The organism is Nitrosospira sp. NRS527 (assembly GCF_018406445.1).
GTDB classification, from domain to species: Bacteria; Pseudomonadota; Gammaproteobacteria; order Burkholderiales; family Nitrosomonadaceae; genus Nitrosospira; species Nitrosospira briensis.
Map to the genome: position 1 here is coordinate 643,961 of NZ_AP024515.1, position 20,499 is coordinate 664,459.

The 20,499-nt window shown below is 53.9% G+C and carries 12 protein-coding genes, 1 other RNA gene and 1 riboswitch; of the genes, 6 read left to right on the plus strand and 7 right to left on the minus strand.

Annotation, left to right across the window (positions count from 1 at the left end):
* Nucleotides 1-247: 247 nt before the first annotated feature.
* Entirely contained in the window at nucleotides 248-1,198 is a 951-nt protein-coding gene (locus KJS40_RS02935) for a Kdo hydroxylase family protein (protein WP_213539004.1), read from the minus strand.
* A 684-nt stretch (nucleotides 1,199-1,882) separates the two neighbouring features.
* On the opposite strand from KJS40_RS02935, the gene KJS40_RS02940 reads away from it, so the two are divergent.
* A complete protein-coding gene (locus tag KJS40_RS02940) occupies nucleotides 1,883-3,205 on the plus strand; it encodes a CapA family protein (RefSeq protein WP_244859677.1) in 1,323 nt (440 codons plus the stop codon).
* A gap of 25 nt (nucleotides 3,206-3,230) precedes the next feature.
* On the opposite strand, the gene KJS40_RS02945 is transcribed toward KJS40_RS02940, so the two are convergent.
* On the minus strand, nucleotides 3,231-4,712 hold the full coding sequence (locus tag KJS40_RS02945; protein ID WP_213539005.1) for an amidohydrolase family protein: 1,482 nt from the start codon (nucleotides 4,710-4,712) through the stop codon (nucleotides 3,231-3,233).
* A 561-nt stretch (nucleotides 4,713-5,273) separates the two neighbouring features.
* Here KJS40_RS02945 and KJS40_RS02950 point away from each other — a divergent pair.
* Nucleotides 5,274-8,315 (plus strand): galactose oxidase-like domain-containing protein, encoded by a 3,042-nt coding sequence (locus tag KJS40_RS02950; protein WP_213539006.1) that lies wholly within the window; start codon nucleotides 5,274-5,276, stop codon nucleotides 8,313-8,315.
* Between the two features lie 91 nt (nucleotides 8,316-8,406).
* Here the strand turns inward: KJS40_RS02950 and ssrS are convergent.
* The 3 genes from ssrS to KJS40_RS02965 all read right to left on the minus strand — a co-directional run bounded on the left by ssrS (nucleotide 8,407) and on the right by KJS40_RS02965 (nucleotide 9,181).
* Nucleotides 8,407-8,586, minus strand: a non-coding RNA gene (gene ssrS, locus KJS40_RS02955) — 6S RNA.
* 89 nt (nucleotides 8,587-8,675) lie between these two features.
* Nucleotides 8,676-8,984, minus strand: coding sequence for a cell division protein ZapA (locus KJS40_RS02960; protein ID WP_213539007.1), 309 nt, complete (start codon nucleotides 8,982-8,984; stop codon nucleotides 8,676-8,678).
* Nucleotides 8,981-9,181: a hypothetical protein gene (locus tag KJS40_RS02965; protein WP_107728885.1), complete on the minus strand. Its 201-nt coding sequence runs from the start codon at nucleotides 9,179-9,181 to the stop codon at nucleotides 8,981-8,983. Before KJS40_RS02965 ends, KJS40_RS02960 begins: the two co-directional genes overlap by 4 nt.
* Before the next feature lie 190 nt (nucleotides 9,182-9,371).
* Nucleotides 9,372-9,720: riboswitch (cobalamin riboswitch) on the plus strand.
* Between the two features lie 275 nt (nucleotides 9,721-9,995).
* On the opposite strand from KJS40_RS02965, the gene KJS40_RS02970 reads away from it, so the two are divergent.
* Together KJS40_RS02970 and KJS40_RS02975 are read left to right on the plus strand one after the other, a co-directional pair.
* Entirely contained in the window at nucleotides 9,996-12,062 is a 2,067-nt protein-coding gene (locus tag KJS40_RS02970) for a TonB-dependent receptor (RefSeq protein ID WP_213539008.1), read from the plus strand.
* A 276-nt stretch (nucleotides 12,063-12,338) separates the two neighbouring features.
* Nucleotides 12,339-14,168, plus strand: coding sequence for an ABC transporter transmembrane domain-containing protein (locus KJS40_RS02975; RefSeq protein WP_213539009.1), 1,830 nt, complete (start codon nucleotides 12,339-12,341; stop codon nucleotides 14,166-14,168).
* Here KJS40_RS02975 and KJS40_RS02980 read toward each other — a convergent pair.
* On the minus strand, nucleotides 14,088-16,163 hold the full coding sequence (locus KJS40_RS02980; RefSeq protein WP_213539010.1) for a nucleoside-diphosphate sugar epimerase/dehydratase: 2,076 nt from the start codon (nucleotides 16,161-16,163) through the stop codon (nucleotides 14,088-14,090). The two genes, KJS40_RS02975 and KJS40_RS02980, sit on opposite strands and share 81 nt — an antisense overlap.
* Nucleotide 16,164: 1 nt before the next feature.
* Nucleotides 16,165-17,145 (minus strand): glycosyltransferase family 4 protein, encoded by a 981-nt coding sequence (locus tag KJS40_RS02985; RefSeq protein ID WP_244859678.1) that lies wholly within the window; start codon nucleotides 17,143-17,145, stop codon nucleotides 16,165-16,167.
* Nucleotides 17,146-17,479: 334 nt separating this feature from the next.
* Here KJS40_RS02985 and KJS40_RS02990 point away from each other — a divergent pair, with 334 nt between their 5' ends.
* On the plus strand, nucleotides 17,480-18,733 hold the full coding sequence (locus KJS40_RS02990) for a dicarboxylate/amino acid:cation symporter (protein ID WP_213539012.1): 1,254 nt from the start codon (nucleotides 17,480-17,482) through the stop codon (nucleotides 18,731-18,733).
* Between the two features lie 418 nt (nucleotides 18,734-19,151).
* Nucleotides 19,152-20,348: a sialidase family protein gene (locus tag KJS40_RS02995; protein WP_244859679.1), complete on the plus strand. Its 1,197-nt coding sequence runs from the start codon at nucleotides 19,152-19,154 to the stop codon at nucleotides 20,346-20,348.
* Nucleotides 20,349-20,499: the final 151 nt, after the last annotated feature.

A 20,499-nucleotide genomic window follows, 5' to 3' on the forward strand; every position in this document is an offset into this window, starting at 1 on the left:
AATTATAGCTTCAATATATTTATTATAAATCAATAACCTGCGTCCGACGTCCTATCGCAAGCATTGAGTGCTTGAGTAAAGAGTCAGGGCTTAAATTGAGGATTCCCACTGTTTCCTCCGGTCTGCCTGGGGAGGGGGCAGAGCAGTACGCAACCGCCGAGGTAATGGTGATGGCTCGGGATCTCCGGGATCTTCTCTCGTCGGACCGACAGGACCGTCTTGGCGAGTCCTGTCGGCCGTTGCTCGCTTAAACCAAGGCCTCGCCGGTCAGCCTCTCCAGAATGCGAAGCGATGAACGCGACGGATCGTTCATCGCCTCCACCGGCAGGTAGAACGTCTGATCGAAGCTGTGCTGCCCTGACACCGCGCCGTGCAACACCAGGTCGGTGATCGCGATCCAACTCGAGCCGGGCGGGAACTTCATGAACTTGTGCGGTGCTGTCTGCTGGTATTCCTTGTCGCCCATACCAAGGGCGCGAAGCGCCGCAATGTACTGATCGTATTTGGTCTTGGTTCCATCGACGATGCCGAGGCGGGCCAGAATAGAAGAAATAAAACCCGGCTCCTTGAGGCGCACGTAAGGCAGGAAGCGGCGCACGAAGGGCTCAAACGGTTCGCCGAGCTGCCAGATGCGCGGTCGAGTGGTGGGATGGATGTTGGAGAAAATGCGCAACATGCCGCGCCCCTGGGTAGGATACCCGTAGCTCGAGTCGATGTGCAGGGCCTGGATGTTGCTGCGCTGAAAAGGCCGATAGGTGACCCGTTTGCGGTCCAGCGTTCCCTGATAGCTGGGGAACAATTGGCCGATCACACTCTCGGTCCACTTGCCGTAGCGCGCCATGGCCGCTTCGAGATCAGGACGCGCCGTATCTCTGACCTTGGCGCGCATCATCTTGCCGCGCACGCGCGCGTAATGATATTTTTTGATACTGCCGCGCGCCGGATCGAAGATGATTGTGGGCCGGCCGTCCTGAACGTCGGGCTCCCGGGTCAGAATCTTCGCCGTGTCAGAGATCAGCTCCCGCTCTTGCTCGGTAAGCTCGAAACCGCTTTTGGGCAGGTAGATGACGCCTCCCCCTTCCAGCGTCTCAATGGCTATGCGTCGCATCTCCGGCGTCGATAGATCGGCTCCGGGCTCGATCGTCAACATCTTCACGGTTTCAGCTTCACATACGGAAACATGTTCTTCATTTACCATGGCATGGCATCCCCTCGATGTGTAAGAACGTAATAGTCTGACAGTAAATTAATAACGCTGCATCATCCCTTTTCTGTCAGATAGTAATTGTCTTGATCCATATTTTAGTACCGGTAGCAGCAAATTGGCGGTACGTCTGTCCGGCCCCGGAACCACGGCCGGACAGAAGTGGAAAATTTAACTCCATAGGTATACGGGATGAGCCGCGATTCCCTCGCCCAGCGGGCGAATTACGCCAGCGCTGCCCTTGCAAGCAGAGTGGGGCGCGCCAGGTCACCACTTTATCAATTCTGCGCTTGGCATTCCCTAAAGACAATAGCCACTGTGCATGGAAGCGCTCCTGTCTCAAGTGTCCATTGAAGCTTTTCAACATGACGCCGCCGGTCTGCTTGCCGGAGGCGGTTGAAGTCGAGTTCAACGCTGGCCCAATCCGGACCCATACCAGACCCATACCAGACCTGTAGGTAGGTCTGGGTTTCAAGTCGGCGACACACAACGCGTCGGGCTGAGCCTGAACTAATACGGATTAACCAGGCTTGGACGCTATAAATGTATCGTCTTCCCCGCATCAATAACTGCAATTATTACCCTATGCGCTATATTGAATTCATCGATCTTCGTTGATGTGTTTCTATCGCAGTCAACAGGGTCAACCGCAATCAAACGCATTGGCGCGATCCGGCGATGAAGAATCCCGAAAATTCCGGACATGTAAACCGGCAACTGGAGCGGCGCCAGTTTATCGGTTATGCGCTGACTGCGGGAATCACCATTGCAGTTCGGCCAATGTGCGCCCAGGCGATCACAATTGATACCGGCAACAACGCCGCCGAAGCCGGAAGCTTATCGATAGATAGTGAACAAACCACCAGCGGCCAGCATCCACAGTCCCTCCACCCGATTACCTTGTTTCTCTGTGGCGATGTCATGACGGGAAGGGGCATTGACCAGGCATTGCCACATCCCGGTGACCCCATCCTCTTTGAGAGTTACATGAAAAGCGCGAGAGGATATGTGGAGCTTGCCGAAGAGGCAAACGGCCCAATTCCAAAGCCCGTCGATTTTTCCTATATCTGGGGCGATGCACTTTCCGAACTGGAGCGAAGAAAGCCCGATGTGCGCATTATCAATCTGGAAACCGCGGTCACCCGCAGTAATGACGTGGAAAACAAGGCGGTCAATTATCGGATGAATCCCGACAATATCCCCTGTATCACGGCGGCGAATATCGATTGTTGCGCTCTGGCGAACAATCATGTTCTGGACTGGGGATATCCGGGACTTGCGGAAACGCTGAAAATGTTAAAAGATGCGCATATCAAAATTGCGGGAGCCGGGCGCGATATTCAGGAGGCGCAGGCTCCCGCTGTGATGACTATTCCTGAGAAGGGGAGGGTGCTGGTCTTCTCATTTGGGTCAGAAACCAGCGGCATACCCTGGAGCTGGGCTGCTGCGCCGGACAGGCCGGGAGTGAACATGTTGCCCGATTTTTCCGCTGTAACGGTTCGAGGCATTTACGACAATATCGGAAAAGCGAGATTGGCGGGCGATATCGTGATCGCGTCGATTCATTGGGGCGATAATTGGGGCTATCAGATCCCGCGCGGTCAACAGGAATTTGCTCATCAGCTAATCGATGACGCAGATGTTGACATCGTTCATGGCCACTCTTCTCACCATGTGAAGGGGATCGAGGTTTATAAAGGAAAACTGATTCTTTACGGCTGCGGCGACTTCCTGAACGATTATGAAGGCATTTCCGGGCACGAAGCTTATCGGAGCGATCTGGCCCTGATGTATTTCGTACGCGCGGATCCCTCGACCGGCAAGCTGGTCAGCTTATTCATGACGCCCATGCAGGTCAAGCGCTTCAGGTTAAATCATGCGGTTGAGAATGATGCCCTATGGTTAAGGGATATCCTGAACAGGGAAGGCAAAAAATTCGGGACTTCGGTCGAGCTTCAGGCAGGCAATATATTGGCTCTGAGATGGGTGTCGTCGCACTAGCCGAAACCGGTGGTTCAAGGGTGGCTCAAGGTTGCCCAGCGCCCGGTAGATTGAGGAATTCGCGCCGTGTCTTCGGCCCGTAGGTCAGGAAATGCGGTTCGGGATGTTCCAGGTAAGCCAGTCGCTCGCGGGCAATACGGTCGCGTTGGGTATATTTCTTCACTTCGTCCGGGCTGATCGAGTAAACCTTTGCAGCGTTTAGTCCGAAAATCCTGGCGCGTAGCTGCGGAGTCATTTCAGGATAGCCATACCTGGCGCGTAATTCGGGGGCGATCTGGAACGCGCGGAATGCCTGAATCTGATCCTGCGGCGAGCCATACCAGATGGAGTCCGTGCCCCAGAGTACGTTATTCTCGCCGCAGTACTTCAAGAGCTTGCCCAGCGCATGCGCTGCTGCTTCCGGGTCGCGCATCAGGTAGCGCCATGTGCTGCCCAGCTCCGCATAAACGTTGCTATTTGGCGATACTCCGTTCTCGATAAGCGAGCGGATCAGTGTATCGATGCCGTTGTCAGCGCCCCTGCCCTCGAAGGCGCGTTCGGGGACAGTGGTAACGAAGCCGGAGTGATAGACCAGGAAGGCAACGTCGGGGAAGCGCTTGGCGACGACGCCGATATCACTGCATTGGCTGTGCTCGTAGGATTGCTTACCGAAGGGCAAACCCTTGTGTACGCAGATGACCTTGACGCCGAGTTTGCGTGCTTTTTCGATGAAACGCGTACCGATGTCATCCGACAAAAAATAGCCTTTGCCACCGGGGCCGAACTGGGTGTAGGTCTTCCAGGCAGACACGCTCCAGCGCTCTTTCAACTCATCCATCGCTTCAAGGTCATGTTCCTGGTTGGGGTTGACGCGTCCATGGATCAGCAAGCGGTGCATTCCTTCCATCCGATCGACAATCCTGCGCACCGCGTCGGCCTCCTGGATGGTAAGCGGTTCGGCGTCAGGTTTCGATGGTACAAAGGAGAGCACCATCATATCGGTATCGGAATCGAGGAACACGTCCTTGATGAACTCATCAGGCCCCAGGCAACGCAGGTAGCTGTGCGAGCCAGGCTCCGACGCGAGTGCGCAGCCCGTTTTGGGCATCTGGCTCAGGGGTTTTACGCCGGGCGCGAACTTCTGCAACCAGGCGCCGTTCGGGTCCACAAAGTGGCCCTGCACGTCGAAGATGAATTCGCCCTTGCCCCCGATTCGCGCCTGTGCGAGTTCGGGATCGAGCGCAGCTTCGATCGGCAGATCGAAAAAGCCGCCTGCCTTGCCTGCTGCGGCGTTTGCTGCGTTGAAGGCAAGCAAGGTGGAGGCCGCGCCGCAAGCGGAGATTAGAAAATCTCTTCGAGAAACAGCCAAACGCTTTGAATTCTTATCCGCCGCTTCATGTGCGAGGCGGTTCGCGGCCTGATTCACGGGGGATAACGGTACCGGCTCAAACTCCCCGTTGGATGTCGTGTCGAGCTTGATGGGGAGTCGGGTGCCGTCCGGATCAACGAGTGGTTTAGCTGAGTTCATATGGGCAGGTCCTTTCAAAAAAATAAATGCAGAGCGCAGGAGAGTTCGCCGCCGAGAAAGACATGTGCATTATTCAATTTCACCTTAAGTTCGCACACCCCGTCCTCCCAGATTTGATCTTGAATGAGACGTTCCACTCGCAACCCAAATGCAAGCTCCACTTGGAAAATTAGGTAAGGAGACGCTGCTAGACAGGTTAATACAGGGAAATCGATTTGGCAAAGCGCGTATTTCAGATCGTTGCTTGGCCCGCTGACGCGGCAGGGCTTGCGCAAACGGTATCAAGCAGGTCAAAGCGAAATATGCGCCTCCTTTCTCGCAATGTTGCCGGCCGCTTTTACTTGCCTTTTTGGTAATTTTGGCAAGCGTGATCTACACTGGGTTATCGGAAGAGCGCGTATCAAATCTCGCGCCGGGCTCAATTGCGTTTTGTCAGATCAGGCTAGCAAGGCGCCGCTCGGGTTTGTCATGTTTATAGCGCCTTCCGCAGGCAGCCGCTGTTATTACAACTGAGTACTCGCTAATTCATTCCAGCATATGATCCCGAAGGGACAGGGGGCTATGATGAACTTCCACCGACGCGACATTTTTCTGAAAATTGAATCGCTGCCGAGTTATAGTCCGCTCGCACCTGTGGCCTGCGCGCGTCACTTTGGGCGTGATTGCATGTTCAACCCGGGCCACGAATCGGGCCGCGTATCCGCGCAGGAAATTCTGGCCAGTACCGCCGATGGCCTGGTCTACCGCGAATATCTGGACGCGCACTATACGATTCCGAACAAGGCGAAGCTCATCGAGGCGGATGTCAACGAACCGCCGTGGGATCGGAGGATTCCGGGCTGCCTGCTCTATGCAAAACCGTGGGAACGGCTGTACATTCATGTCTGGAACGCGGATACAAGCGACTGTCACAGTTTCCATATTCACGGGCTACGTTACGGAATCGAATCAGATGGAGCCTGGCCACTGGGTGTCGCGGGGCGGGATGGACGGCGCAGCGATGAAATTCTTCCTGGTCAGAAGTGGATTTACGTTTATGACGTTACGCCCGACATGGTCGGTGCCTGGGGATTTCATGACCACGCGCACGACGTTGCGCGAAACATTAATCTGGGCTTGTTCGGTGGTTTGATCGTCCGAAATCCGGCCGCGCCTTGTGCAGATCATGAGGTCCCGATTTTTATTCATCAATTTGCCGGAAGCTCGGGTGTCGCGTTTCAAAGCAAACCGCTTGCTCATGGCGATTCGTTCAATTTCGTTTTTGCCGATGCGAAGATTGTTCACTATTACTGCGCGATCCACGGTCCCACGATGAATGGAACAGTCCAGGTCACGGCGGGCGCACCGGCCAGCGCAAACGTCAGCGTCCAGGACAACAAATTCGTTCCGTCCCTGGTCCAGGTGCGTCCTGGTGGAAGCATCCACTGGCAAAATGACGGCGACCATGAACATATTGTATTTTCTGCTGGAGGCGGCGCTCCAAACTTCTGCCTCAATGGCCGCGCGTTTGTCGGGAACACGCCGACAGTGGTGGGGGATACTGGCGAGAGGCTACGCTGGTATATATTCAACCTGGATGTCTCCGGTATCTGGCACAACTTTCACCCCCATTCGGTTCGCTGGGCGCTCCCGATCCCTCTTGGAGGCGCATCCGATGTACACGGGATAAGTTCTCTGGAAACATTTATCACTGAGACCGAGATTCCTCCCGCCATGCGACTTCCGCACGCTCTCGAGCAGTTTCAGAGGGATCCGCCGGAAAACGCCTGTCGCGTACGAATCCGCGGAGATTTCCTTTTCCATTGCCACGTTGAAGAGCACATGATGGCCGGTTTGGCCGGCTTGGTTCGTGCTCGCCAGTACATCTGGATTTCTGGCGAATTGAGCAAGGCGCTCGAGGTGGAATTGCCCTTTGACAACGGAATGAATGAGTGTCCATCGGTCGATATTCTGCGCTGCCTGCATGACCGCAATGCATCGCCTCCTATATCCGGCCACGGCCATTCGAGCGACGCTGCCGAGCGCCTGCCTTCAGCCATAGAAACGAGGGGTATGCCCGGCATGGGTGGAATGGGTGCCGGGATGGGTGGCATGAACGCCATGCCTGCGGAGGATATCCTTGAAGCAGCCACGAAAGGAAGATGGGAATTGCTGCCCTGTCCCGCACCGATACTCGCTATTCATGGTGCCGTGTTGCATACCGGTAAAGTTTTGTTGTTCGCTGGCTCGGGCAATGATGAACTTTTCACCACCGGCTTGCGCAGTGCGGTGTGGGATTATGAAAACGGAGAGTTTATTTCCCCTTTTACTCCTGTGGACTTCTTCTGCGCAGGCCAGGCATTTCTGCCTGATGGCCGGTTGCTTGTCGCGGGCGGCACAAAGGAGTATGACAGGGATGGCCGCCCCTTCGTTGGGCTCGAAACCAGCTATCTGTTTGATCCGCTCTCCGAATCGTGGATCCGCTTGGCTTCGATGGCCGAGGGTCGATGGTATCCCACGCTGGTTACGCTCGGAGATGGCAGAATCTTTACCGTCTCAGGCGGACCCAACCGGGCGGAAATCTATTCGAGCGTGACGGGATGGAGCCAGATGCCTGCTCAGGAAGGCTGGCCTCTTTTCCCGCACCTGTTTCTCATGCGCGATGGGCGGCTATTCTACGACGGCGGAAATATGTTTCCGAATCCGGTGGGAGTGTTGCCAGGGTTCCTGGATATAGCCACAAGCACAATGACCAATGTCACGTTACCGGAAGGATTCAGCCAGAGCAGAGATCACTGCGGCAGCGTGTTGCTGGCGCCGGCGCAAGACCAGCGGGTCATGATCCTGGGGGGAGGTGACCCCGCGATCAACAGTGCGCACATCATCGATCTGAAAGCTTCCGCGCCGGCCTATGAGCCGGTTGCGTCCATGACTCACGCGCGGTTTCACGTAAATGCGGTTCTACTGCCGGATCGAACCGTATTTGTCTCAGGTGGAAATGGCCAGTCTGAAGTTGTGGCGACGGCGGTTCTGGAGGCCGAGATATACGACCCTGCTACCAACACCTGGATTACGGCCGCTACGGCACAAGCCGGGCGGCTGTATCATTCAATTGCCCTTCTGCTGCCTGACGGCCGCGTGCTTGCGGCCGGATCCAACCCGAACAGGCGAGACGACGAATTGCGGCTTGAAATCTATCATCCGCCATATCTGTTCCGGGGCCCTCGGCCCTTCATCGAGACAGTACCGCAGCAGATCCTGTACGGCGGAGAATTTAAAATCCATACCCCGCAGGCTGAAGAGATTCAATGGGTCGAACTGATCTGGCCCATGGCGACAACCCACTCATGCGAGACCGGGCAGCGCGTGGTAGACCTTGAGTTCAAGACGCACGATTTTTGTCGTTTACATGTCAATGTCCTGAGCGATCAGAACATCGCCCCACCGGGATGGTATATGTTGTTCCTGGTCAACAAACGGGGCGTGCCTTCGGTTGCCAGGTGGGTACAATTGACGGGAGGCGGAAAGCCTGACCATGAACCTGCGGAAATAAAACAGCACCTTGACATGCACGTCACCAGCAAAGATAACCCTGCGCCAGGGACGAAGAAGCCGAGTGACTGACCCCAAAATGCATGATTCAGCCAGGATTGATTACGAAAATTTTAATTGAAGGAAACAAAAAAGCGGCATAGCCGCTTTTTTGTTTCCTGATAAGGTCCCCGCAGATGCCGTCAACCCATTTATCTTGAACCTTAGGGTCCAAGGCGGTCACTAGCCGGATGCATCAGGCGCTTCCTTGGAGGACTCGCACAACAGCATCACTATGGTTTGCAACCAGTTCTTAAAAAGTTGGTTCAAAGAATATAGGGCTAAACAAACACCGCAGGGAACAACTTTGGTCCATTTTTGCCTGCATTCAATACCTGACTCGGCCGGCCGAAATGAAGAATTTGTTCGGGCTGGCTTGAATTTGTTATCCGGTTAAAACAACTTATCCTGTTCCGGCATCACCGCATCAAGCGCTGCCTGCATGTGATCGATTCTACGCTTAAATTCTTCCATGTCAAAGCCTCCTCTGTTCCTCGTGGTGAGCAATTCGTGAGTAATGTTGAGCGCGGCCATGATAGCGACGCGCTCCGACCCGACCACTTTGCCGCTATCCCTGATTTCGCGCATCTTCTTGTTGAGATAGGCCACTGCTTGCAGTAGGTCCTCGCGCTCTTCGTCGGGGCAGGCAACGCGGAATTCCCGCCCCATGATGGTTACATCCAGGGTTTTGCCGGTCTTCATTCTTCGCTTTCCGGAATCTGCATCAGGATGGCCTCGAGGCGAGTGGTTGCGGCACCTATTTTTTCGGCCAAACGCTTGTTTTCACTGATGGCGCCAGCCAAGTCCTGGCGGAGCTGGATATTTTCCAACCGCAATTGATGACATAAATGCACGAATTGATCAATTTTCTCTTCGAGGGACTTCAGTTCCGATTCCATCAAGTCACTATAGTTTGGAAATCCCTGTCGAGTCAACTCCCTGTTGAGTCAACTGCTAACGTGATTTTTTAAATGTAGTTTCAACTAATCTGCAGCGGTCAGTCATGATCCATCGGGCAATTTTGCAGCGATAGATTTGATAGGGGAAGCCGAACCATCAGTTTACGCCCGAAACTGATGGTTCTGGTAGAATGCCGGCCACGTTTGAGGTGCTCTGGCCGCTTTGCGCGGTCGAGTTAAACGGGAACCAGGTTAAGCAACCTCTGAATATAAATCCTCCGGCAGGACTTATTCAGCGGTTTCTTGAATGCCTGGGCTGCCCCCGCAACGGTAAGCAGGTGTGGGCGTATCGAATAAGAAGCTCTGGACAAGAAGTGTTCCGTAGAACGCTGGGTTGGCAATTACGTTGCCAACCCAGTTGCCAGACCCGGGAATTTTTTCAGAGAACTCTTGATGCCACTGTGAATGTTCCAATTCATGGGAAGGTGATACGTCAAATCCTGCGAGCCCGGATACCGGCCTTGAACGCATATGGAAATATCGCGTGGGGCGATATCCTGATCGATATCTGTTCGCTCAAAAGCCTCCGCGGTATTTTCTTGTTCTCGTCCGGATGTTTCATAAATTCGCGTGATGATTGCGCAGGATTTTGTTTTGTAGGGAGATTTCGTGAAGGAGTGGCGTAGTTATTCATACGCCCGACTGAACGAAATTTTCATACGAAACAAAAAACCAGCAAGGGCGCGCGTCAATTTATGAAACATCCGGGCTCGATACATGGTGGATACGACTCCTCCAATTACAAGCTGATACCATGGGTCTATTCCACAAACTGCTCTTGCCATTTTTTGTCATGTCTGCGTCTTCATGGGCGATCGCCGAATCTAATGATCCGGCGAAACTCCCGCTTGAAGAGGTCGTTGTTACCGCCACGCGCTTTAATCAGCGTGTCGAGAAGTTGCCGATAGGCGTTTCGGTTATTCACGCGGAGCAGATCAAGAATAGTGCTGCTTCGACTTTGCCGGAGTTGTTGCAGCAACTGGCTGGCATTCATACCCGTAATGTCGATGGCAGCCCGGACCCACAGATCGACATGCGCGGATTCGGCATTACGGGCAACCAGAACACGCTGGTTTTGCTCGATGGCCAGCGGATGAATGAAAACGAACTGGTGGGTATCCGCTGGTCCACGGTTCCGCTTGATTCAATCGAGCGCATCGAAGTGCTGCGGAGCAGCGGTGCTGTGACCTATGGGGCTGGCGCCACGGGTGGTGTAATCAATATCGTCACACGCGCTGCCGCGCCTGGTCGTGTGGCAGGCACCGGCGGCGTTTCAATTGGCAGCTATAGCGCAACGGAATTCAATGGAACGCTAAACGCCGCAGGCAAGGACCTTGGGCTGGCGCTCAGCGGTAACGCGCTGCAAACGGATAACTATCGCGTCAACAATGCATTGCGTCAACTGAACCTGCAAGGAGATCTACGCTATAAGTTCACCGATGGGAGGGCATTGCTGAAGTTCGGCGTGGATGATCAAAAATTGGAATTACCGGGTACTCGCACCGAAGCACAGCTGAAAACAGACCGAAAAGGGACCTCGACACCGCGCGATTTCAGTACGCGCGAGGGCGCGTACGTGACGCTCCGGGGAGAACGTACTACTGGATTTGGCGAGCTTGCCGCGGATCTTTCCTTTCGCGATATCCATCGCACGGCATTGTTTGACGATTACCGCATTGACGGCTTCAACTCCAAAACGTTTGTCAATTCACAATCCGATGTATGGTTGTTCAATCCGAGGGCGAAACTGCCGTTTCAGGCTTTCGGAATGAATCACGAACTGATACTGGGCGCAAATCTGGAATGGTGGGATTATCGTGCCGAACGTCTTACCGGATCAGAAACCATACCGGGTTCGGCATCCGCCACCACCCCACAGACCGATGTCGTGGCGACTCAGCAGAATCGCGCAGTTTACCTTCAACACACCTCTACTTTACCCAAAGGTATGACTGTTACGCTGGGAGGGCGGCTGCAATGGGTGGACAATAAGGCCAACGATCGTTTCAATCCCTCAGCGCATGCCCGCGGTCAACAGAGCCGCACCGTTCATGCCTATGACATTGGCGTACGCCAGCCTCTGGGGTCTGTATTTTCGTTCTACGGCAAGTTTGGCCGCAGTTTCCGCATACCCACGGTAGACGAAAACTTCAATCAGTTCGGCGGGCCGGCATTCGATTCCATAATCAAGATACTTGAGCCTCAAACCGCTCATACCGGAGAAATCGGACTGGATTATCAGCAAGGGCCGGTACGGGCCCGCACCTCGCTTTACCGGATCAATCTCAACAATGAAATCAACTTCATCAACATAGACCCGTTTCGGTTCTTTGCTAACACGAACCTCCCCCCTACCCGGCGGCAGGGCTTCGAACTGGAAGGATCCTGGGCCGTTAATAGCGCAATCGATGTGTCCGGCAGCTACACTTATAGTGATGCACATTTTCGTCAGGGGAATTTTGGCGGCGTCGATGTTTCAGGAAACATCATTCCGTTGGTGCCGCGCCATAAGGTTTCGGCGGGCGGTACCATTCGGCTTGCACCGACGACGCGTTTCGCTGCGACGATGAACTATGTCGGGGAACAGGTATTCGATAACGATCAGGCCAATACAGCCACGCGTCGCATGCCCGATTACGTTACCGTGGATCTCAAGTTTACTCACCAGCTAAGAAAGCTGTTGCTGAGCATGGCAGTAAACAATTTATTCGACGAAAAATATTTTTCATATGCGATTCGCAACGCGCCGGGCACGAGCTTCAATGCGCTACCGGCTCGCGAACGAAATGTCTGGTTCACCGTAAAATATCAGTTCGACTGAGATCATTCGTAACCCGGATGTTTCATAAATTCGCGTGAGGATGCGCAGGATTTTGTTTTGTAGGGAGATTTTGTGAAGGAGTGGCGTAGTTATTCATACGTCCGACTGAACGAAATTTTCATACGAAACAAAAGACCAGCAAGGGCGCGCGTCAATCTATGAAACATCCGGAGTAATAACGTTCCGCGAAGCATCTTATCGCGCATGGAAGCAGATGACATAATACGGCTTTGCCAGAACGCCTGGTAGTGCACTGTCTCCCGATTCTGCTTGCGCATGCAAAACACGCAAATCCCCACCCGCCGTCAACTATACCTGCGCCTGATAAGGTATATCGCGCCCTATTGGGACGCGGTCATACTGGGATTAATCAGCATGATTGCGATGGCGGCAACTGCGCCTATGCTGGTCGCATTGGTGCAGCCGATGATGGACGGCGCTATTGCCGGCAAGAACCTGGAATTGATGCAACTCGTTCTGCTGGGAATCATCGGCCTGTTTGCGGTTCGGGGAGTGGCCGGCCATATCGGCGCCTATGCGGTCAACTGGCTGGGAAGCAAACTGGTGCTGGACTTGCAGGTGGAGATGTTCGCTAAATTATTGACCTTGCCTGCTGCCTATTGCGCCAGTCACGAGAGCGGTAGCCTCGTTTCCGGGATCACATCCGATACCGAGCAGGTCGCCCGTGCTTTTACCGATGTCATGACGGTGATGGTCAAGGACTTGCTTGTGATTCTTGGACTGTTGGGATGGATGCTTTATCTCGACTGGCCGCTTGCCTTGCTGACGTTATTGATGGCCTCTGTGATGCCGCTGATCATGCGGCTCATCACGGTACGACTGCAAAAAATGGCAATGGAAGCCCAACAAACAATGACAACCTTCAACCAGGTGCTGGAGGATGCCATCGAGAACTACCATGTGGTCAAGCTTCACGGCGGTGAGCAGTATGAAAACCAGCGCATGAGGGAACAAGCGGAGGAAGTGCATCGTTTTGCTAAAAGACGGATGGCCATGGCCTCACTCCGTGTACCGTTGATACAGATAGCCGCCGCAGTTGCGCTGGCCGTTATTGTTTATGTTACGGCTCAGCAAGCGTTTGCCGATGAGATGACGGCAGGCGGCTTTGCTTCTTTCATGGCAGCCATGCTGATGCTGATTTCTCCGGTAAAACGTGTTGCCGGCCTGAAGGAGATTCTGCGGCATGGACTAGGAGCAGCCGAGAGCGTATTTTCGCTGCTTGACCAGGAGCCTGAACCGGACACGGGAACAATTATCGTCGAGCGTGCGCGCGGCGAATTGCGATTCGAGCAGGTCCGTTTCTACCACGATCAGGAAAAGAGCCTTGAAGCCGGTTCCAAAGCAACTCCAGAACCAGGTGGCCAGCAGGGTACCGGAGCATGTTCGACGCTGCCGGGCATCACGTTGACCATACAGCCTGGCGAAATGGTGGCGTTAGTAGGTTTTTCAGGAAGCACCGCTGTGCTCGCGAATCTGGTGCCGCGTTTCATTAATCCCGCATCGGGAAAAATTCTGCTTGATGGCCATGATCTAAGGAGCCTTAAATTGGCCAGCCTGCGCGCCAATATTGCCCTGGTATCATCGAAGACAACACTCTTCAATGACACGATAGCAGCCAATATCGCTTATGGCGCACTGGGCCGCGCAACAGAAGCAACGATCACTGCCGCAGCACAAGCCGCGCATGCAACGGAGTTCATCCGGAAAATGCCCCAGGGATTGCAAACCCTCGTAGGAGAACACGGTGTAAACCTTACGGGTGGACAGCGGCTACGTATCGCCATTGCGCGAGCACTGATTAAAAATTCGCCTATCCTGATCCTGGATGAAGTAGCCGAAACATTGGACATCGAATCTGCGCATCATGTCCAGGCAGCATTGGACACCGTCGTGCAGGAGCGTACCACGCTTGTTATCGCCGATCGTTTAGCCACCGTGGAGAAGGCGGATCGCGTCGTCCTGCTGGGTAAAGGCGGAGCCGTTGAGATCGGCAGCCACCGGGATTTACTTGCGAGAGGTGGGGCTTACGCCAAGCTCGTCCAGGCTTTGTGTGTGCAAAAGGATGTGGCCGCCAGGCAACTCTGAGTCGTCGCCTGAATAAATGGCGCGGGAAGCATGGAAATCATTGCCCGGTTCCTGGTTTGAGTATTCCGGAACCCATCTTTTCAAATCCTGTTTGACTTCCTCATCGCTCAATGCCGGATGCTTGTTTATCCATGCCAGCAGTTCCGTCAGCCACTGTTTCTCGACCTGGCGGGCCTGGGCAATGCGCAATTTGGGATGGGGTGTCGGCAAAGTGTTCTCATCGTCCGCCAACAACTCTTCGTAGAGTTTCTCCCCCGGGCGTAATCCGTTATATACAATTTGAATATCGCTCTCGCTCAATCCGGAAAGACGGATCAAGTCTTTTGCGAGGTCGGCTATCTTCACGGGATCGCCCATATCCAGCACGAAAATTTCACCGCCACCTTTCCCGCTGCCCATTAATCCCGCTTGCAGAACCAGTTGCGTGGCTTCAGGTATGGACATGAAGTAGCGGGTTATTTCCGAGTGGGTGACTGTGATCGGGCCACCCTTTGCGATCTGTTCGCGGAATTTTGGAATGACACTGCCCGCGCTGCCCAGCACGTTCCCGAAACGCACCATGACGAAACCTGGCTCATGCTTCCCGTCAATCAAATCATTTTTCCCAGAGGCGTTTTCAGAAATGGAGATGGGCTGCCGCAATGCCTGGCATACCATCTCCGCCAGGCGCTTGCTGGCGCCCATGACATTCGTAGGATTCACCGCTTTATCGGTCGAGATCAATACGAATTTTTCCACGCCATGCTTGATCGCGGCCTGTGCCAGCACATAGGTTCCAAAAACATTGTTCAAAACAGCTTGCCAGGCATTTTCATGCTCCATCAGCGGCACATGCTTATAGGCTGCGGCATGGAATACAACCTTCGGCTGGTACTGCGAGAACACTTGAGTCAGTCGCGCGGCATCCTTGATATCGCCGATGGCGAATACCATGGGTATGTTCGGAAAATTGGCCTGGAATTCCTGCTCGACGCTGTAAAGCGCGAATTCGTTCAACTCGAACAGTACCAGGCGGCCCGGTCTGAATATCGCAATCTGGCGGCATAATTCCGATCCGATCGAGCCGCCAGCACCCGTAACCAGAACCGTTTTTCCTGTCAGCAGGCCGTGCAAGCCGTCGTTATCCAACACCACCGAGTCCCGGCCCAGCAAGTCTTCCGGCTCGACAGTGCGGATCTGCGACACGGTGATTTTACCGCTGATCAAATCGTCGTACGAAGGGACGATCAATGCCTTTACCCCAGCGGTCGAACACATCTGCATCGCCCGCCGGCGATTGCGGAGATGGCGGTCCGGTTGGCGCCTGTCGGGTTGGGATCGGTATATTTTGCGGCGGTCGGATGACGATGATGTCATGGCGATGATGGCATGATCCACGCGAAACTTTTTTGCGATGGCCGGGAGCTCGCTGATTTGACCCATGACCTTGAAGCCGTGTAACATCAGGCCACGTTTCGCGGGATCATCGTCCAGGAATCCCACTACTTCCCATTGCATGCTCCGGGCAAGCTCTTTCACCAAACTGACTGCGGCATCCCCCGCCCCAAGTACCAGGACGAGATTTTTTTTCAGTTTCTTGCGTCCATAAAGTCGATGTTCCTTCCATAACCGATAGGCAATGCGGCTTCCTCCCATGATGAACAGAAGCAGGATGGGGGCCAGCAGCAACACAGTGCGTGGTACGCCGCTGTGTACTTGCAACAGGTATAACGCCAGGGGTACTGCGGCTGCCGATGCCGATACAGCGAAGAGGATGCGCTGTAAATCGGGCAGACTGGCATAATGCCAGAGCCCGCGATACAGGCCGAACCATAGAAACGCCGCAGCGTGTATCAACACCGTAAATGGCAGGATTTCCTTCAATGCCGCCAGGTAAAAAGGAGGTATTTCGAAATTGAAACGGAACAAATAAGCGAACCACCACGCAGCGACTACTGCGGCAAGATCATGAACGAAGGCAATTCCCGCCCGTATATTAAGTTTAGGTACGGGCATGCTATGAGCCGCCGGGATGGCGTTTCCAGTAGTGGTCGGATACCCATATCATGATCAAATAAATTCCTCCCCATGCGACGCCGACCCCGAGCTGAACGGCAGTCTGCTGCCCCATTGCCCATATTGCGCTGGTACCCGCGGCTAACATGAGAACATAACCGAGCAGGGCTGTATTGCGATGACCCAAGCCGCTTTGCACCATGTGTTGATAATAATGCTCACGATGCGCCTGCCAGACTTTTTCACCGCACAGGCCGCGTTTCAAGAGAGTAACAGAAGCATCGATAATGAATGGTGAAAATATGAGCAACGGCAACCATAGCGGCCAGTCACCCTTTATCCAGCCCATGATACCCAATATTGCAGCCAGGAATCCTAGCGGAATTGATCCCGCATCTCCCATGAAAATACGTGCGGGATGAAAATTGAACAACAAGAAAGCTGCCGCTGCCGCGGCGATGCAGAAATTGATCATGGCAAACGGTTCATTCCCGGCTAGCCATGCAGTCACACCGTAGCAACTGAAACCTATCAGCGTCATTCCCCCCGCCAAGCCATCCGAGCCGTCCATGAAGTTATAAAGATTGAGCATCCAGGTAATTGCGACCGCGGCCACCGCTGTGATCATCCAGCCATGGGTATCGGATAGCATTGCTGTGGAGAACCAGACCGCAATCACCCCATGCATCAGAAACCTTGTCCAGGCCGGCAGGCCCGAAACATCGTCGGCAAATGAGATTGCTACCAGTAATATAACGCTTGCCCATATAAACAACGGCAGCACGCCGGGGAGAAGCGCCCATGAGACGAGGATCCCGGACATCAAGCCCAGTCCTCCGGTCCGCGGAATGGCCTTGCTGTGAAGAGAGCGGGGATTAGGGTGGTCCAGCACTTTGATAATGCCACCCTTGCTCAAATAAGAAATCAGCGCGAACGCCACCATGAACGCGGCGAACGGTGCTGCAAAAGCTGAAAAAGACATGCCGGTATCCATGATAACGGATTATAGTTTCTGAGAATGCCGCGGCAGATTCCCCGATGGACGCGATGCTTTAAACATAGGGAAGCTACCAATAAGGCAAACTGATAAAACAATGGCGAAAGCCAATTTTCGGAAGAGTCTGGATTTATTTCTACCTGCCGAGTTTTGCTTAACCCCTACTCTCCCAGCTTCTTCCGATCAAAAAATCTGGTATTGTTGCTCGCAACTTTTGCAGCGTTTTCAGGACGGTGCTTTCACTCATCGTTCAAATGATCACCGCGAACAAGAATTTTTCACAGCGTATCAAAAATCAACCTCATAAAGCAGCGGACCGATGAGAAAGACATCGCTGAATGCGCAAATTCTGGCTGGTGTGCTGGCTGGTCTCCTGCTGGGCTTGGGGTTATCCCTGCTTGGAAAGGAATCCACAGCCGCGCAAACCGGGTTATATATCGCCGAACTCGTCGGAACACTGTTTATCGACTTGTTGAAAATGGTGATGATTCCACTGGTGTTTACTTCCATCGCGGTAGGCGTTGCCAATTTACGCGCACACCGGCAGATGCACAAGGTATGGAAAGCAACGCTGGGCTTCTTCATATTCTCCATGGCGCTCGCGATCATGCTGGGGTTGACTGCCGCCAACCTTGTCCGTCCCGGCGCAGGGCTGCAGCTCGCGATGTTTCAGGATGCCATGCAGGGGTTTCGAGCCGAACAAATGGCATTGTCTGATTTTTTTGCTCACTTCCTCCATTCGTTGTTCCAGAATCCAATGACTGCGCTGGCGCAGGGGAATGTGATTGCGGTGGTGGTTTTCGCGCTTTTGCTCGGGATTGCCCTGGTGGTGGGCGGCGAGCGCTACGCCAATATTCTCATTCTGTTACAGGAACTGCTGGAGTTGATGCTGATGCTGGTGGGCTGGATCATGCGGTTGGCGCCGCTCGGCATCATGGCATTGCTGTTGAAGCTGGCGGCCACGCAGGACGCGGCTTTGCTCGCCACATTGGTGGAATTTATCGCCGTGGTGGTGACGACAACGTTGTTGCACGGCATGGTGGTTCTGCCGTTGATTCTTTATCTGGTTACAGGCATGACCCCGCTGAAATTCTGGCGCGGGGCACGGGAGGCCTTGATAACGGCCTTCGCCACCAGTTCCAGTTCCGCCACTTTGCCGGTCACCTTGCGCTGTGTCGAGCAGCATCTGCACGTCAAACGCGATATTGCCGGTTTTGTCGTGCCGCTGGGCGCTACACTCAATATGGACGGTACCGCGTTGTACGAAGCGGTGGCCGCCCTGTTCATCGCTAATCTGGCAGGCATCGAGCTCAACCTCATGCAACAAATGATAGTGTTCCTGACGGCCATGCTGGCTGCAATGGGTGCGCCCGGCATACCCAGTGCCGGGATGGTGACGATGGTAGTGGTGCTGCAATCGGTCGGGCTACCCGCCGAAGGCATTGCCATCCTGTTGCCCATTGATCGCCTCCTGGACACATTTCGCACTGCGGTGAATGTCGAAGGCGACATGGTGGGAAGTCTGGTGGTACAGAAATGGGTGGGGCATGAGCAGCACATCAACGAACATTAGCAGCCTGTCGGACTTAAAGGAAATCGGCTGCAAAAGCGTCTGGCCGGTTCATATTTCGCTGATTTTTCAACCAATAGAATAACTATTGGCCTTCAAAATCCGCAAAATCTGCCCTCACCCAGTCACTTTTTCGCTGCGATTCTTCAAGTCCGACAGGCTGCTAGCAGCAAACCCTGGAAAATACCCGGATGGGCGCTCGGATTGCTGCCGCGACAGCGGCAGAGGCAATAACCGGAAATGCGGAAATACAGATACATAGGGTATTGCTTTTCAATCGTTTACCACGCTTCCCACTCTCGGGTTCCTGAGATCGCAACGATCAAGTGCGACAATTTGCCACATTCCCATGTTTCGGTAAATAGATTATTCTCGACCTCAACATTGTTAATGGGAGCGAGAGATGTATCGGGTTCTTCATATGGCATCCATTTTCCTGATAAGCGTTTCGGCAACTGCGCTCGCAAGTCAGCCGGATTCAGCTAATGGAGGGCAAAACCATTCAATGTCGCATGCACCAAAGGCTATGCTGGCGGTGGGCGCAACGCTGGATGAGAATGGACGATTATGGATAGCAAGGGTTGAGAAGCAGCAACTGTTGATTTCCTGGTCGGACGACGATGGAAAGAACTTTTCCACGCCGGTTATCGTCACGCCCGAGCCGGAAACCATATCGGCTGATGGCGAGAGCCGGCCCAAGATTGCGGTTGCCCGCGACGGTACCGTACTTTTGACCTGGGTGCAGTCCCTGCCTCAGAAATATGCCGGCAACGTCCGGTTTGCGCGCTCGACGGATTCAGGTAAGAGCTTTTCCGCACCCATTACGCTGAATGACGATGGCCGCATCACCAGCCATCGGTTTGATTCGATGGCGATCGATGGCAACGGGCGGGTGGTGATTGCATGGCTGGATGCCCGTGATCGGGATGCGGCGAAGGAAAAAGGCGAAAAGTTCACGGGCACATCGATATATACAGCTAAATCAGACAATAACGGCAAAAGTTTTGGCCCGAATCACCGATTTCACGAACATACATGCGAGTGTTGCAAAATTACGCTCGCCTGGACGAAAGACGGACCGGTCGCCCTCTGGCGGAATATTTTTGGTGCCAACACGCGCGATTTCGCCATTGCTAACCTGGATAAGGGTGGAGTGAGGCGTGCGACGCGTGACGAATGGCAAATTGATGCCTGTCCACATAATGGCGGGAGCCTCGCGGCTGACAGGTGGGGCAAGCTGCACCTGGCCTGGTTTACCAATGGCACGGCTCGCCAGGGATTGTTCTACAAGAATATTGACGGTGATTGGGAGTCCCGGCCCATGCCCATCGGCAATCCGGCGGCCCAGGCAAACCATGCCTCGGTCGTCGTGGAGGATAAAATCGTTATCCTATCCTGGCGCGAATTTGATGGGCAATCCTATTCCGTGCAGATGATGTATTCGGTTAATGGCGGTGTGTCCTGGAGCGAACCTGCACGTTTGATGTTGTCGGCTGGCGCAACGGATTATCCAGTACCACTGATTAGCGGCGAGAAAGTGCTGGTGGTGTGGAATACCGCAAAAGAGGGGCTGCGAATTGTGCCGATTGAACGGATCACTGCCGGGCGCTCCAGCTGATCTTTAATGGATTGGGATAAATTGTAGTGCTGGCGCAACATTTGAAGCATATGTTGGTAAAGATCCTGGTTGATCGTTATCAGTAAGAGCGATCACGTAATATAAGAATAAATATGAGATCTTTCTCGTTTTTCCTGGTGGGTCTGCTTTG

What these genes read in the sequence shown, in the direction of transcription:
- KJS40_RS02935 (WP_213539004.1), bottom strand. Translation starts at nt 1,198, where the DNA reads ATGGTAAATGAAGAACATGTTTCCGTATGTGAAGCTGAAACCGTGAAG.
- KJS40_RS02940 (WP_244859677.1), top strand. Translation starts at nt 1,883, where the DNA reads ATGAAGAATCCCGAAAATTCCGGACATGTAAACCGGCAACTGGAGCGG.
- KJS40_RS02945 (WP_213539005.1), bottom strand. Translation starts at nt 4,712, where the DNA reads ATGAACTCAGCTAAACCACTCGTTGATCCGGACGGCACCCGACTCCCC.
- KJS40_RS02950 (WP_213539006.1), top strand. Translation starts at nt 5,274, where the DNA reads ATGATGAACTTCCACCGACGCGACATTTTTCTGAAAATTGAATCGCTG.
- KJS40_RS02960 (WP_213539007.1), bottom strand. Translation starts at nt 8,984, where the DNA reads ATGAAGACCGGCAAAACCCTGGATGTAACCATCATGGGGCGGGAATTC.
- KJS40_RS02965 (WP_107728885.1), bottom strand. Translation starts at nt 9,181, where the DNA reads ATGGAATCGGAACTGAAGTCCCTCGAAGAGAAAATTGATCAATTCGTG.
- KJS40_RS02970 (WP_213539008.1), top strand. Translation starts at nt 9,996, where the DNA reads ATGGGTCTATTCCACAAACTGCTCTTGCCATTTTTTGTCATGTCTGCG.
- KJS40_RS02975 (WP_213539009.1), top strand. Translation starts at nt 12,339, where the DNA reads ATGCAAAACACGCAAATCCCCACCCGCCGTCAACTATACCTGCGCCTG.
- KJS40_RS02980 (WP_213539010.1), bottom strand. Translation starts at nt 16,163, where the DNA reads ATGCCCGTACCTAAACTTAATATACGGGCGGGAATTGCCTTCGTTCAT.
- KJS40_RS02985 (WP_244859678.1), bottom strand. Translation starts at nt 17,145, where the DNA reads ATGTCTTTTTCAGCTTTTGCAGCACCGTTCGCCGCGTTCATGGTGGCG.
- KJS40_RS02990 (WP_213539012.1), top strand. Translation starts at nt 17,480, where the DNA reads ATGAGAAAGACATCGCTGAATGCGCAAATTCTGGCTGGTGTGCTGGCT.
- KJS40_RS02995 (WP_244859679.1), top strand. Translation starts at nt 19,152, where the DNA reads ATGGCATCCATTTTCCTGATAAGCGTTTCGGCAACTGCGCTCGCAAGT.